Raw genomic sequence first — 13,136 nt, 5'->3', positions numbered from 1 at the left:
TTCGTAAACCCTTACACATTACAAGCCAAAACAAATGACCTACGATCTGCTGATAACCGGTGCAACACTTTATGATGGAACCGGACACACGCCCTACCTGGCCGATGTATGGGTAAAGGATGGTGAAATTTGCCTGATCGGGAAACACAATGCGGCCTCGTATGCTGCCAAAAAGATCATTAACGGCGAAGGCCTGATACTGACACCGGGTTTTATAGATGCGCATGCCCACGGTGAGCCTTTTAAAACCCCGGCTTTCGAAAATTTCCTGTCGATGGGAGTTACAACCATATGTTTGGGTCAGGATGGCTTCAGCCCCGACCTGAGTGAAGATAGCTATAGTTCGGGCGAGCCCCTGGGCAGCTGGATGAACCGCGTGGATGCGCTTACGCCGGGCGTGAACATCGTGATGTTCGCCGGCCATAATACCATCCGGATGCAGACGGGTGCCAAATATAAAACAGAGCCCGCAGAACAGGATATGACGCAAATGGAGCAGCTGCTGCACGAAGCGCTGGACCTGGGCTGTTTTGGCATGACCACCGGACTGGAGTATAACCCCGGCTTTAACTGTAAAACGCCGGAGCTAGACAGGCTGGCCCAACTGGTAGGCGCGCGCGGCGGCATGATCATGAGCCACATGCGCAGCGAAAACGATGCAACTATAGTTCCGGCCATCGAAGAACTGCTCTCTCAGGGTAAATACTGCCCTGTTCAGATTTCGCACATAAAAGTGGTTTATGGCAAAGGCACCGATCGCGCCGAAGAGATCTGCCGCTTACTGGACGAGGCACGAGCCAATGGCATAAAGGCAACAGCAGATTTCTACCCCTACACTGCCAGCTACACTTCCATCGAAATTCTGTTTCCGGACTGGGCTAAACTGCCTCACAATTACGAGGAAGTGAAAACAACCCGTGGCGAAGAGTTAAGACAATACCTGAAAGATAAAATAGAACAGCGCAATGGTCCCGAAGCGACGCTGATAGGAACAGGTCCATTTAAAGGAAAAACTTTAGGCCAGCTGGCAACTGAGCTAAATAAACCTTTTGAGGATGTACTGATGGAGGATATTGGCCCTTACGGAGCTTTTGGTGCGTATTTTATTATGGATGAAGCCTTGCAGGATGCTTTGCTGAAATACCCGTACACCATGCTCTGCACCGATGGAAGCCCATTTATGAATCATCCGCGTAGCTTCGGCTCTTTTGCCAAAATGATTCAAACCTTTGTATTGAAAAAGCAGCTCTTTCCATTAGAAGAAGGCATCCGTAAAATGACTGGCCTGACCGCCGAAACGATCGGTATTCCAGATCGTGGCCTGATTAAGCCCGGTTACAAAGCCGACCTGCTGCTTTTTGACCCAACTGAGATAAAAGAGAACGCCACTTACGAAAACCCGATGCAGCTATCCAGCGGGTTCAGGTACGTGATCGTGAATGGCAAAATTGTTAAAGAGCGTGAAGATTTTATCGGTGAGCGGGCCGGACGTATGCTGCGAAAGCCACAACTATAAAATGCGTAACTTGCGCCTTTATAGTTCCCGATTATGCAACACCGCCATTTTATAGTTCATAAGCCTTATGGTTACCTGAGTCAGTTTGTCTGCGAGCACAAAAAGAAAAAGCTGCTGGGCGAACTACATGATTTTCCGGATGGAACTATGGCTATTGGCCGCCTGGACGAAGACAGCGAAGGCCTGCTGCTGCTCACAACAAATGGCAAGGTAAGCGAGCAGGTACGCAGCAAACATGTAGAAAAAGAATACTATGCCCAGGTAGATGGCCTGATAACCGACGAAGCCATCTTACAACTACAGCAGGGCGTTGATATAGGGATAAATGGCGTAAACTATAGAACACTGCCATGTTCCGCTTTCCGGTTGGAGCAGGCTCCTGGTTTTCCTCCGCGCAGCCGTAAGATCCGAGACGACCGCCATGGCCCTACCAGTTGGGTTTCCATTACAGTTACAGAAGGCAAAAACAGGCAGGTGCGCAAAATGACCGCCGCCGTCGGTTTTCCTACACTGCGCTTGGTACGTGTGCGTATCGGAAATTTACTCTTAGCTGATCTCCCTTCGGGTGGTGTCATTGAAGCTGAAGATCTGACAGAGGCCATGGTGCCTGAATCGCTAATTGTTGATTGTTAGTTGTTGATTATAGTTTGTTACAGATTATCAGTGAGGCTTTTTTCCGTGCTGGGACTGGGTCATTGCCTGTAGTTTGAGCTGTAGTTCTATAGTTGCCAATTAACCCACCCCTACCCCTCCCAAGAGGGGAGTTGCTGCAATTACTATAGTTGGAATTATAGTTCTATAGTTAGCGTTAGTCATCCCCCTGCCCCCTTCAAAGGGGGACTTTATGCTGCTGCTATAGTTTGCGCTATCGTACTATAGTTACTAACCACGAACAGGCAGGCGCAGCCTGCCCATGGAACAACAACCACGGAAAACCCAAGCAACTATAGCCATTCATCAAACTATAGTGGTAGCTATCGAGTGATCTCAGTCTTTGGGTTGAGCGCCTTGTAGATTTCTGGTGGCGTCAGGCATTGCGAGGAACGAGCAAAAGAAATGTACACCGCGCGATGCCCGAAGACGGGGCCCCGCGGCCGTGAGCGCACCAAAGTCAACTATAAAACTATTGGCCAGTAGAGCTCCCAGGATCAACAGCAACTATAGCACGAACTGCTTGTGTCGGGTTGCAACTATAGCTGACTATAGAACGAACTGCTTACAAACTATAGTAAACGCTTAACGCAATCTTGTCATTCCAGGCCAGTTGAGTCAGGAGACTCTACACCATAATGAGACACGAGCGGCACGCTCGCGCCAGCAAACGGCTCGCGCTAGCAAACGGCTCGCGCCAGCAATTCATGTAACAATAGAACAATAGTCTATATCTCAGGTTTTACCAGTTGCCACCACACTTCATTGCCATTATCTTTCTTAACTGTATAAGCTACCAGCAGCTCCTTGTCTTTTATAGTTGTGATAACCGGGTACACTGCATTGCCATTGGCTGCTGTAAGCTGTGCGGTTCTCAGGTGGGCTCCGTTCTCGCTGCGGATCTGTAACCCAATGTAGTTGCTTTTCTTGTCGCTGCCGCCTCGTTCGTCCCAGACTATAGCCAGTTTTCCATTATTGAACGTGCTGAGTTGTGGGTGCCGGGCTGCCGGTGCATTGCTTATAGTTTCGCGGGGAGTGAAGGTTTTGCCGGGCTCTTTTTGGCTATAGTACACGCCGCTTCCACCGCCCATCGTAAACCAGGCATAGTGCATTCCAAACTTATTCGAGGTCATAGCCGGGCCAGTATGCGGACAACCATCAATTACCCAGTTATCAGCGCTGATGCGCTCTGGTCCTGAGAATGTTTTACCTCCGTCTAATGATACCAGGTGCATCATGTCGCGGATGCTGTCGTTGAGGATGCCGCGGTACGCCACGTGCAATTGCTGTTCATTATCTACATACAGATCCGTGCGGCAGCATTGGCAGAGTTGGGTATCGATCACTTTCTCATTTGTAAAACCGTTGCGCCCGTTTGTACTGGCAAAGTATAAGCTGGAGCCTTCCTTGTCGGTTTCTTTTCTGGAGTCTAGCCAGATGGCCCCTACTTCCCCGTTTGGTAGCTCTTCCATATCAAAATAGCGTTCATCTATGCTGTTAACCGTGTCTTCAGACAGTTGCCTGGCTTCGGTCCAGGTCTTACCACCATCAAACGACTGCGTGTAAAAAACCAGTCCGGCATAACTGTTCTTCGGATTCGGATTGCTAACCGGATACATGGCAATGATATCGCCGTTGCTCCGGTACAGGATCCGGGGAAGGTTCTCGTCGTGCGGGTGTACTCCTTTGGTGGTGGCTATAGTTTGCATTTCGCCAAAGGTCTTCCCACCGTCATCAGAAACAGCATAAGCCATCAGGTAATTTTCCGTAGTATCAATAGCCTGCACCCAGCTCAGCACCACGTTGCCATTATTATCCTGGGTTAGGTACGGGCACGATGCCGACAATCCCGGCGTTGAAATTGAAACAGGCGAAGCCGGTACCTGTGCAAAATCTGCCTGGTTAGCTGGCTGGCGGTTCTGGCTGCAACTGGCAATTACCAGAAACAGCGCCAGAAACAAAGTATAAAGTATGTTGAATGAGCGTGTCATGTGTTGTGCGGATTTATAGTTTATTTTGCTCTTGCGCCCAGCGTATAGCCAATTCCCAGATGCACGGTTCTTGGTGCGCCCTGACGGTAGCTCTTGCCCCAGGCATTTTTGTCTGCGGTGGTAGCATATAGTTCGTTGGTCAGGTTCAGTACATTCGCCCATAGATCAAATCCAATCAGCACATACCCGATCCTGGCATTCAGCAGCTCGTAGCCACTGTATTTCTCAGAGTTTGCCGCATCCAAGTAATAACTGTCCATGTGTTGCCACTCCAGGCCAAGGCGCAAACCTTTTACAAGAGCAGGTTTGTAGGTTACTTCGGTGTTGCTGATAAAGCGCGGAGCTGTTGCCATTTCCTTACCTGCAAACTCAACTCCCTTCTCGTTATATTCTATGTAAGCGTGTTTTGCATTGGTGCCACTAAAGCGGAAGTTCAGCCCGTCAACCGGTGCATATTTCAGGGTATATTCCAAGCCGCGGTGGCGGGTACGTCCGGCATTCTGATTTTCGTAAGAGCCATCATCCAACCGCACGTTTACGATCTCATTTCTTCCATCCAACTGGTAAAAGCTTACATCCAGGTAGCCTTTGGTCTGCGCAAAACTGATCCAGCCGCCAAGCTCGTAGTTGTTATAGTTGGCAGGCTTAAGTATAGGCACCTGCACGCCGCGGTATAGTTCCGTAATCTGTGGCGGGGTAAATCCTACACTATAGTTGGTGTACAGCCCGATGTCGCGGCCCTGGTCATAAGTTAGGCCAAGTTTCGGGGTAAGGCTCTGGAAACCGTTCTTCTCATCCGGCGCACCGGTAAAAGCTCCAGGCTCCAGGTGGTTATCAAAATCAAAATCCAGCCTATCATAACGCAGGGCCGCAACCCCTTTCAGTTTCTCGATCGGGTTTAGCTCGAACTGGGCATAGGCTGCTGTGTTAAGTAGCTTTACATCGTAATCGGTCAGCAGCGTGCCGGTTTTGCTATAGTTCGTGTATTTCCCGGTTTCGTTTCTGTCAATGTCGATCTGCTCAGCCTCGTAAGATGCAGGGCTATAGTCGGTGCTGATACCGCTTATGAGCTGTGCATCCAGGAACGAGAACATGGTTTTATGCTGTGCAACAAAGCCAAAGCTCTGAAAGGCATCTTCGTTCAGCTCGCCCTGGGCTTTCAGTGGGTTTCCTTTTACGTTTTTGATGGCATAAAACGGATTCTGGCCGATGGCATTGTTGCGGTAAAAGCCGGTTACCTGTGTGCTGTGCTGGGCATTCCATTTGTGTTCCAGGGTGGCTCTCAAACGCAATGCATCCACTTTGCGGTAAGTAAAAGTGTGCAGACTGCTATATTCCTTGCTGTAAAAACGGGTGCTGTCCAGTCCTCCGGTCTGGTCGGTTTTATAGTCTACCAGGCTGGCAGAGGTAATCAGTTTTGTAGTGGCGCTAAAACTATAGTCAGCTCTTAGGGTGAGTGCCAGTTTATCGAAATCGCTGTGTTCTATAATACCATTGCGCTGTGCCGCATAATACCCAGCCACATACACACCCAGCTTGCCAAAAGTGTTAGACACGCTGAAATCCGTGCGACGATAACCGCGGTCACTTCCTTCGGCCTGAACTCTTGCCGTAAAAATCTGGGCAGGGGCCTGGGTTATAAAGTTGATTGCGCCTCCGATGGCTTCGCTGCCGTAAAGCGATGAAGCAGGTCCGCGAATAACTTCCACATTGCGCAGGGCGCCCATGTTTATCTCTATAAGGGCGTTGTGGTTAAAGTTACCTGTTGTGCGGATCGGAATGCCATCTTCCAGGTACAGGAACAGACTCTTGTAGCCTATTGGCTGACGAATAGCCATGGTATGCTGCTCGTTGCCCAGGTTTACCATATATACGCCGCTTACCTTATTCAGCACCTGCTCCAGCGATACAGGCTTGGTTTCGAGCAGTACTTCTTTTGAAATGGCACTGATGGCAACAGGCGTTTGCGTACGGGTAGACGCCTCGCGGCTGGCCGAAACCACAATCTGGTTCAGTTGGTTTGAGGATGGTTTCAGTTGCACCAGCAGTTCACCTTTATTTAAAGGCTTTTTCTGAAGATCGTAACCAATGTATGAGAACACCAGCGAGTCGGCAGGCGCCGGCATATTCAGGTTAAAAGTCCCGTCAATACCGCTTATAGTTCCGGCTTTGGCATCGGTGGTGCGTATGGTTACGCCATATAGGGGCTCTTTGGTTAAAGCATCTATTACCTGCCCTTTGGTTATCGTTTGGGCATAAGTTATCTGGCACAGTGCCATCAGGCACACAAAGCCGGTTACCAACCTTTTCATGTCAGTAAAATTTATAGTTTATCAGATTTAGAAGCGTGCGACAAAGCATGCAACAGGCATACACCTTTGCAATAAGAAATGGCGGCGCACACGCCCGCTGGTTAAACTATAAACTGTGGTGGGTGGTAAATGCTCTGATGTACGTCAGAACTATAGTTGCAACTATAAACTGTGGAATAAGAAACTATAGCTGGATGTATGGAGGCTGGAAGCGAGAACAGATTCTGGCAGTACAGATTTACCTGCACTTCCTGTTTCTGACCACGCTCATCGGTTTGTTTATCTGTCTCGTGCTGCTCCTTCAGCTTTTTGGTCAGTTGGCACTTGCCTTCACATTCCAGTTCGGGCTTGTCGCGGTTAATGCACAGAAACTCCATAATAAATTCTTTGTTCGCCTGGTAATCAACTACGACCACCACCTTGCTGAAAATCTGCAGCAGCATAATGGCCAGTAGCGATATAACAAAGAAATTTCTCATGGGTTGCTTTCAGCAAAATATCCGGAGAACTTAAACTATTGTACTCCTTTACCCTGCAAAAGTATATCGGAATCAGTTCACAAATGATGACTTGCATCAATAATGTTATTGACCTTTATCAATCAAAGCCAGCCTTTGCGCCTGAACCAGACATAGATCACAGCAGTGATGAGCAGCATCATGAATAACACCAACGGGTAACCATACCAAACATTCAGCTCAGGCATAAACCGGAAGTTCATGCCATAAATGCCAACTATAAACGTGAGCGGCATAAAAAACACCGAGAAAATAGTAAGCACCCGCATTACCTCGTTCGTGCGCTGCGACGAGAGCGAAATATAGGTATTGACCAAATGATTCGCACTGTCGTTGAGCTCATCAAAAAGCGTGGTCATGTGCACGTACAGATCCTTCAGGTCCTGTAGCTCCGTCGAAGATAGTTTCTGCAAATGCATGTTAACCAATATTACTTCTGATAACTTAAGTACCCTTTTAGATACAGCTACTTTGCGTTTCAGATGATAAAGCCCCTTGGTAAGCGATACCGGTTTTGCTTGCAGGAATGTTTTGGTCTCGTAATAATCCAGGTCGTCGGCCAGTTTAACGGCAGGATCGTCGAAGGTGCGAAGCGCAGAACGAACAATACGGGTAAGCAGACTGCCGGGCGTTTTAATCAGACCTGTATCAATGTATTTCTCAACAATCTCGGGTATAAGGTCGACGGGGAAGCGGTGTACCGTAATAATGAATTTTTCGTGATAAAAAATCGATAGTTTGTTGGTCAGTTCCTGTATGGTATCGGCTTCTATGTGGGCCTTTGCATCATAAATGCGGGTGATAATAAATACAATATTATTCGCAATCTCATATTTAGGAAGGTGCTCGGGCTGCAGGCAATCGCGCACCGACGAAGGGTGCAGGCCATATTTCTGGCCAAGATCCTGCAGCTCTTCTGCACTCGGGTTTTCTACATCTATCCACTCCCAACTCTGGTTTGGGGCAGTATACATTATTTTTTGCACTGGCGCTTCATTTTAGATAATACTTACCCCCTCTCTACGCAGTAGCAAATACGTAGTTAATACCGGCTCATGCTGAACTATAGTTATCAACTGGCCTTTAAACAAAAGATCCGCCCAAACTATAGTTCAGGCGGATCTTCAAATTTTTAATCTGGAATAAGCTTAGCTCTTGCCGGTGTGTGCCAATACAATCTGACGCAGCCACTTCAGCATCAGGAAAATGGCAAAGGCAGCCAGTAGCGAACCTAAGCAGTTTACCAGGAAGAAGTACGCTTTATGATCGTATTTATCCCACATACTGGCCAGCACTCCCGATAACTTGTTACCGATAGATGTAGACAGGAACCAGCCGCCCATCATCAGGGCAGTCAGGCGAGGCGGGCTTAGTTTTGAAACCAGCGATAAGCCCATCGGGCTCAGGAACAGCTCCCCTATCGTGATTACGGCATAGGAACCAACCAGCCACATGGCCGAGCTTTTTTCAGCCCCGTTCATACCGGCAAACACAGCACCCACCATTACCAGTGTGCTCAGGGCTGTAATAATAAGTCCCCACATAATTTTAGCCGGTGTTGATGGCTCTTTGCCTCGGCGGCGCAGGAACGTAAAGAACCAAACTACCAGCGGCGTAAGAAGAATTACGAAGAACGGGTTGATAGACTGGAACAGCTCCGTTGAGATCAGCGAAAGGGGCTTGCCTTCTGATGGCCAGTCTTGCTGCGGCAGGTTATTCAGGTAAGGAGAAACACCTTCTTTTGTAATTACTTTGCCATCCGCATCAGTACGGGCTCTGAAGTTACCGTCATAATCCGGAACGGTAGACAGGCTCTGGTCTACTTTCTGCACCATGCCAATGGCTCCGGCTGGCCCTTCCAGTCCCTCTACCATTTCACGGTCAGTGTAGTACTCGGCCCAGGTTGTTAACGCTGTACCATTCTGCTTGAAAATCGCCCAGAAAACGATAACTACAGCAAAGATGGAAAGCAGGGCTGCAATCGGTTTTTTATCTTCGGCAGAGGCGCGCGCCCAAAGCGAACCGTAAAACACCATGATCGGGATAGCACCAAAAATAAAGGCATCGGTAGAGTCGGAACCGAAGATGTTGCCCGGAATAAGTACCCAGCCCAGCACACCCGCAATAACTGCTGGCAGAATAACAATGCTGAAAATACGGGTCAGCGACATATCGTTCTTAGCGGCAGGCTTCAGCACATCAGCTTCTTTGTAGTGCTTGTTACCCAGCCAGAAAATAAGTACGCCCAGGAACATACCAACACCGGCAGCAGCAAAAGCATAGCCCCAGCCATAGTTGTTACGCAGGTACGACGCCACAAACGGCGCTATAAAGGCCCCCACGTTTATACCCATGTAAAAGATGTTATAGCCTGTATCTTTCTGCTCCTGATACTCAGGTTTAGAATACAGCCCGCCCAGCAACGTGGAAATATTTGGTTTAAAGAAACCGTTACCGATGATGATCAGCGCAAGAGAAGCAATCATGGCAAAATCGCCGGGCAATGCTAGTCCGATGTAACCAAGTGCCATCAAGATACCACCGATCGAGATCGAGAGCCTGTAACCCAACACGCGGTCTGCCAGCAAGCCACCTACAAAGGGGGTTAAATACACAAATGCGATAAAGGTCCCGAAAATATCAGAAGCATTCTCTTTTGAGATTCCAAGGCCGCCGTTCTGTGCATCAATCATGTACAGGAAGAAGATGGCCAGCATGAGATAGAAGCCAAAGCGCTCCCACATCTCGGAAAAGAACAGGTAATACAGTCCTTTAGGGTGTTTGGATTTTTTAGAAGACATGTAGGTGTTGATAAAATATAAAGGCTTGAAATTAAGTAGAGATAACAAGTTTGCAAAACATTGCCTTGTGGCACAGCATTATTTTTTTCTGAGCACGGCATAAATACCCGCCAGATTTGTAGGGAAGGTGCCAGAATTATGAAATTCTTTTATGCATATAGTTGTTTTACATGCTGCTGCGTTATTCCTTTGCGGGCTTAATCGGCGATGTTAGTTTTTCAGATGTTAAAACAGCAGCTTGTATTATTAGTGATGTTGTTGAGCGTGCTGGTTATGCCTCTGCATGCTGCAACTTCTATGCCTGACAGCCGGTTGCTGGCATTGCTGCAGGAAACGGAATCAGATGGACCTGTATCCAAGTTTACAACAGGAACTATAGTTGCCGAAAGCGAAGCAATTCTGAAACTGGCAAAAGACCAACTTGTGCCGGTTAACCAGCAATTACTGCAGCAAATCCCCCATTCACCTGATGTTACTGAACTGGCTATAGTTGCTTCCCCGGCATCTGCTTTAAAAGAGAATGGCCTGCATACTATCTTTACAGCCGGTCCCTAAATGCTCTGTATTTTATCCGACACACTATAGCATCCGTACCAAGGCTGTTTCAGAGGCCGACGGTATACCTTTATCTCTCATCCTTAACCTTTAACAATTATTATGTTGGAGCTCATTCAGCACCTGATCAGCTTTATTCTGCACATCGACCAGCACCTGGTAGAACTGTTAAATCAGTACGAGAACTGGATATACCTCATCCTTTTCATTATTATTTTCTGTGAGACAGGCCTGGTAGTTACGCCTTTCCTACCCGGCGACTCCTTACTTTTTGCATTAGGTGCACTTGCTGCGCTGCCATCTTCTGATTTGAATGTATGGTACCTACAGGGTTTGTTAATATTTGCGGCAATTCTTGGCGACTCTTTTAACTACTTTACAGGAAATAAATTTGGCCGCAGGTTTTATAATAAAGACTACTGGTTCCTGCGCAAATCGCACTTGCAACAGGCCGAAAAATTTTATGTAAAATACGGTGGCCGCACGATAATTTATGCCCGTTTTGTTCCTATCGTGCGCACTTTCGCGCCTTTTGTAGCGGGTATGGGAAACATGAACTATAAGCGCTTTCTGGTCTTTAACGTTGTAGGTGCTTTTGTTTGGGTAGTGTTCTTTATGATGATGGGTTATATGTTTGGAAACCTGCCTACGGTGCGCTCCAACTTCTCGCTGCTGATACTGGGTATCATTTTCATATCGTTGATGCCACCTATTTATACCATTATTAAACAGCGTATGGCAGCCAGCAAGCAGGCTTAACATGTTTGTAGCATATCAATACAAAGCGGCTATGACATCGTCGGATTTCTTGTTCATTGTAAGTAACTGCTAAGCTTAGATATCCCATAATGAGTAATTTATCTAAAACCAGCGCTGTTTCTACAGCCGGCGTTTTAATTTCTCTGGGCATTATATACGGAGACATCGGTACTTCTCCATTGTATGTGATGAAGGCCATTCTGGGTAGCGCGTCTATTACAGAAACGTTGGTATACGGTGGTATTTCCTGCGTTTTCTGGACACTTACCCTGCAGACAACTATAAAATATGTACTGCTTACCCTGCAGGCAGATAACAACGGCGAAGGCGGTATTTTTTCGCTTTACACGTTAATCCGCCGCCGTGCGCCGTGGCTTATAGTTCCGGCAATGGTTGGCGGAGCTGCGTTGCTGGCCGATGGCATGATTACGCCACCTATCTCGGTTTCATCTGCAGTAGAGGGGCTTCGTATCATACAGCCGGACATTCCAACTGTGCCTATAGTTATCGGCATTATCACCATCATCTTCCTGCTGCAGAGCTTCGGTACCGAAATTGTGGGCAAGGCCTTCGGACCGATCATGCTGCTTTGGTTTACGATGCTTGGCGTGCTGGGCGGCTTATCGCTTGCAGAACATCCTGAGATACTGCGGGCAATAAACCCCTACTATGCATACAACCTGCTTATAAATTACCCGGGAGGTTTCTGGGTGCTTGGGGCAGTATTTTTATGTACCACAGGTGCTGAAGCGCTGTATTCTGACCTGGGCCACTGCGGCAGACCCAATATCAGGCTGAGCTGGGGCTTTGTGAAGATATGCCTGCTGCTGAACTACCTGGGGCAGGGCGCCTGGCTGATGACCAAAGAAGGTAGTGTACTGAGAGAAAATCCCTTTTATGGCATTATGCCTTCGTGGTTCCTGTTGTTCGGGATTGCCATTGCAACTATAGCTGCTATCATAGCCAGTCAGGCCCTGATCACAGGTTCTTTTACGCTTATATCAGAAGCGATCCGGTTGAATTTGTGGCCTCGTGTAAAGCTGGTGTATCCTACCCTGCAAAAAGGGCAACTGTTTGTACCTAGCGTAAACCGTTTGCTCTGGGCAGGCTGTATTGGTATTGTATTGTACTTCCGCGAGTCTGCAAACATGGAGGCAGCTTACGGAATGGCTATAACGATGGCAATGCTTTCGACCACCATCCTGATGAGCTATTACCTGTACACCAGGTTTAAGTCGCTAGCTATAGTTACCTTGTTCCTTGCTGTGTATATCTCGATAGAGCTGGCTTTTATGGTTGCAAACCTGAGCAAGTTCCCGCATGGAGGCTGGGTAACAATTATGATTGGCGGCCTGCTGCTTACGGTGATGTATATCTGGATAAAAGCCTTCTACATTAAGCGTAACTTAACAGAATATGTACGGCTTAAAAATTACCTTCCGGCGCTGAAAGAGCTGAGCGACGATGACACCATCCCTAAATACAGTACGCATCTGGTGTTTATGACCAGCGCTCCGAAACCAAAGGATGTAGAATCGAAGGTGATTTATTCGATCTTCCAGAAACGCCCGAAACGTGCCGACATTTATTGGTTTGTACACGTTGAGACAACCGACAAACCGTTTACCTCGGAGTATAAAGTAAAGCAGCTAGAACCTGGCCATGTTATCCGCATTGACTTTAAGCTGGGCTTCAGGGTAGAACAGCGCATCAACCTGTTTTTCAGAAAAGTAGTAGAAGAATTGGTGGCCAACGGCGAAGTAGATATCACCAGCCGCTACGACTCCCTCAGCAAGCAGAACCGGATCGGGGATTTCCGGTTTGTGGTTCTTGAGAAGTTCCTCTCCTACGAAAACGATCTGCCCTTTAAAAATCGCCTGATAATGGAATGGTACTTCAATATTAAGAAGTTCGCTATATCGGAGAGCAGGTGGTTTGGGCTGGATACCAGTTCTGTGAAAGTGGAGCAAGTGCCACTTGTGATAAGCCCTGCAAAACTGCCGGAGCTGAAACGTGTAATGGCTTAACTATAC

Annotated in this window: 10 protein-coding genes; 5 read left to right on the top strand and 5 right to left on the bottom strand. The window is 47.8% G+C overall.

The window, feature by feature from the left end; genetic code table 11:
- The first annotated feature begins 34 nt into the window (after nucleotides 1-34).
- Nucleotides 35-1,516, top strand: coding sequence for an N-acyl-D-amino-acid deacylase family protein (locus tag GXP69_RS08185; RefSeq protein WP_163914265.1), 1,482 nt, complete (start codon nucleotides 35-37; stop codon nucleotides 1,514-1,516).
- Nucleotides 1,517-1,549: 33 nt separating this feature from the next.
- Nucleotides 1,550-2,149, top strand: coding sequence for a pseudouridine synthase (locus GXP69_RS08180; protein WP_163914263.1), 600 nt, complete (start codon nucleotides 1,550-1,552; stop codon nucleotides 2,147-2,149).
- Between the two features lie 746 nt (nucleotides 2,150-2,895).
- On the opposite strand, the gene GXP69_RS08175 is transcribed toward GXP69_RS08180, so the two are convergent.
- The 5 genes from GXP69_RS08175 to GXP69_RS08155 all read right to left on the bottom strand — a co-directional run bounded on the left by GXP69_RS08175 (nucleotide 2,896) and on the right by GXP69_RS08155 (nucleotide 9,789).
- The gene (locus GXP69_RS08175) at nucleotides 2,896-4,158 is read right to left on the bottom strand and encodes a sialidase family protein (RefSeq protein ID WP_163914261.1); all 1,263 of its coding nucleotides are present in this window, start codon (nucleotides 4,156-4,158) and stop codon (nucleotides 2,896-2,898) included.
- 20 nt (nucleotides 4,159-4,178) lie between these two features.
- Complete coding sequence (locus tag GXP69_RS08170; RefSeq protein WP_163914259.1) at nucleotides 4,179-6,470, bottom strand: TonB-dependent receptor; 2,292 nt, start codon at nucleotides 6,468-6,470, stop codon at nucleotides 4,179-4,181.
- 101 nt (nucleotides 6,471-6,571) lie between these two features.
- Nucleotides 6,572-6,949: a hypothetical protein gene (locus GXP69_RS08165; protein ID WP_163914258.1), complete on the bottom strand. Its 378-nt coding sequence runs from the start codon at nucleotides 6,947-6,949 to the stop codon at nucleotides 6,572-6,574.
- A gap of 122 nt (nucleotides 6,950-7,071) precedes the next feature.
- Nucleotides 7,072-7,962, bottom strand: a complete 891-nt coding sequence (locus GXP69_RS08160; RefSeq protein WP_163914256.1) for a magnesium transporter CorA family protein — start codon at nucleotides 7,960-7,962, stop codon at nucleotides 7,072-7,074.
- 174 nt (nucleotides 7,963-8,136) lie between these two features.
- Complete coding sequence (locus tag GXP69_RS08155) at nucleotides 8,137-9,789, bottom strand: peptide MFS transporter (RefSeq protein ID WP_163914254.1); 1,653 nt, start codon at nucleotides 9,787-9,789, stop codon at nucleotides 8,137-8,139.
- A 297-nt stretch (nucleotides 9,790-10,086) separates the two neighbouring features.
- Here GXP69_RS08155 and GXP69_RS08150 point away from each other — a divergent pair, with 297 nt between their 5' ends.
- From GXP69_RS08150 to GXP69_RS08140, 3 genes are all read left to right on the top strand, one after another.
- The gene (locus GXP69_RS08150; protein ID WP_163914253.1) at nucleotides 10,087-10,344 is read left to right on the top strand and encodes a hypothetical protein; all 258 of its coding nucleotides are present in this window, start codon (nucleotides 10,087-10,089) and stop codon (nucleotides 10,342-10,344) included.
- A 102-nt stretch (nucleotides 10,345-10,446) separates the two neighbouring features.
- Nucleotides 10,447-11,103 (top strand): DedA family protein, encoded by a 657-nt coding sequence (locus GXP69_RS08145; RefSeq protein WP_235925630.1) that lies wholly within the window; start codon nucleotides 10,447-10,449, stop codon nucleotides 11,101-11,103.
- 89 nt (nucleotides 11,104-11,192) lie between these two features.
- Nucleotides 11,193-13,130, top strand: a complete 1,938-nt coding sequence (locus tag GXP69_RS08140; RefSeq protein WP_163914251.1) for a KUP/HAK/KT family potassium transporter — start codon at nucleotides 11,193-11,195, stop codon at nucleotides 13,128-13,130.
- Nucleotides 13,131-13,136: the final 6 nt, after the last annotated feature.

It is taken from the genome of Pontibacter burrus (assembly GCF_010686685.1).
GTDB lineage: Bacteria > Bacteroidota > Bacteroidia > Cytophagales > Hymenobacteraceae > Pontibacter > Pontibacter burrus.
This window is presented reverse-complemented; position numbering and strand designations above follow the sequence as displayed.

Excerpts from the sequence above, each read along its gene's own strand:
- GXP69_RS08140 (WP_163914251.1), top strand. The coding sequence starts at position 11,193 with ATGAGTAATTTATCTAAAACCAGCGCTGTTTCTACAGCCGGCGTTTTA.
- GXP69_RS08160 (WP_163914256.1), bottom strand. The coding sequence starts at position 7,962 with ATGTATACTGCCCCAAACCAGAGTTGGGAGTGGATAGATGTAGAAAAC.
- GXP69_RS08145 (WP_235925630.1), top strand. The coding sequence starts at position 10,447 with ATGTTGGAGCTCATTCAGCACCTGATCAGCTTTATTCTGCACATCGAC.
- GXP69_RS08150 (WP_163914253.1), top strand. The coding sequence starts at position 10,087 with ATGCCTGACAGCCGGTTGCTGGCATTGCTGCAGGAAACGGAATCAGAT.
- GXP69_RS08180 (WP_163914263.1), top strand. The coding sequence starts at position 1,550 with ATGCAACACCGCCATTTTATAGTTCATAAGCCTTATGGTTACCTGAGT.
- GXP69_RS08155 (WP_163914254.1), bottom strand. The coding sequence starts at position 9,789 with ATGTCTTCTAAAAAATCCAAACACCCTAAAGGACTGTATTACCTGTTC.
- GXP69_RS08170 (WP_163914259.1), bottom strand. The coding sequence starts at position 6,470 with ATGAAAAGGTTGGTAACCGGCTTTGTGTGCCTGATGGCACTGTGCCAG.
- GXP69_RS08185 (WP_163914265.1), top strand. The coding sequence starts at position 35 with ATGACCTACGATCTGCTGATAACCGGTGCAACACTTTATGATGGAACC.
- GXP69_RS08165 (WP_163914258.1), bottom strand. The coding sequence starts at position 6,949 with ATGAGAAATTTCTTTGTTATATCGCTACTGGCCATTATGCTGCTGCAG.
- GXP69_RS08175 (WP_163914261.1), bottom strand. The coding sequence starts at position 4,158 with ATGACACGCTCATTCAACATACTTTATACTTTGTTTCTGGCGCTGTTT.